General features: G+C 64.4%; 1 protein-coding gene. It reads right to left on the bottom strand.

What is annotated here, in order from left to right; genetic code table 11:
- Positions 1-229: hypothetical protein (locus AAEY88_RS12875; protein WP_350563017.1), on the bottom strand; the 229-nt coding region annotated here is incomplete at its 3' end.
- Between the last annotated feature and the right edge of the window lie 60 nt (positions 230-289).

The raw sequence follows: 289 nt of genomic DNA, 5'->3' as shown, positions 1-289 counted from the left end.
GGGTGGCATTGCCGGCCACGCTGCCAATGCCCTTGAATGCACGGCTCTCCACCGCCCCCAGCGGGATCGCCACGGAGGGCGTGGAGACCGTGCAGGTTGGCTTGCTCGGCGGGCCTACTTCAATACTGCCGAAGTTGAACGCGTGGTGCGTCTCGCTGGTGTACAGGTACAAGCCCGCGAAGGTCTGCGGCGTAATGGTGCCGCCCTGGATCGGGCCGGTTACTACCAAGAACAAGCGTCCGCGCAAGCCCCACGTAGGCAAACCTGGATGGATCGGGCCACGTAACAC

This window comes from Psychrobacter sp. CAL346-MNA-CIBAN-0220 (assembly GCF_040309805.1).
Lineage (GTDB): Bacteria > Pseudomonadota > Gammaproteobacteria > Pseudomonadales > Moraxellaceae > Psychrobacter.
The sequence above is the reverse complement of the archived record's forward strand: the minus strand, read 5'-3'. Positions and strand labels throughout refer to the sequence as shown.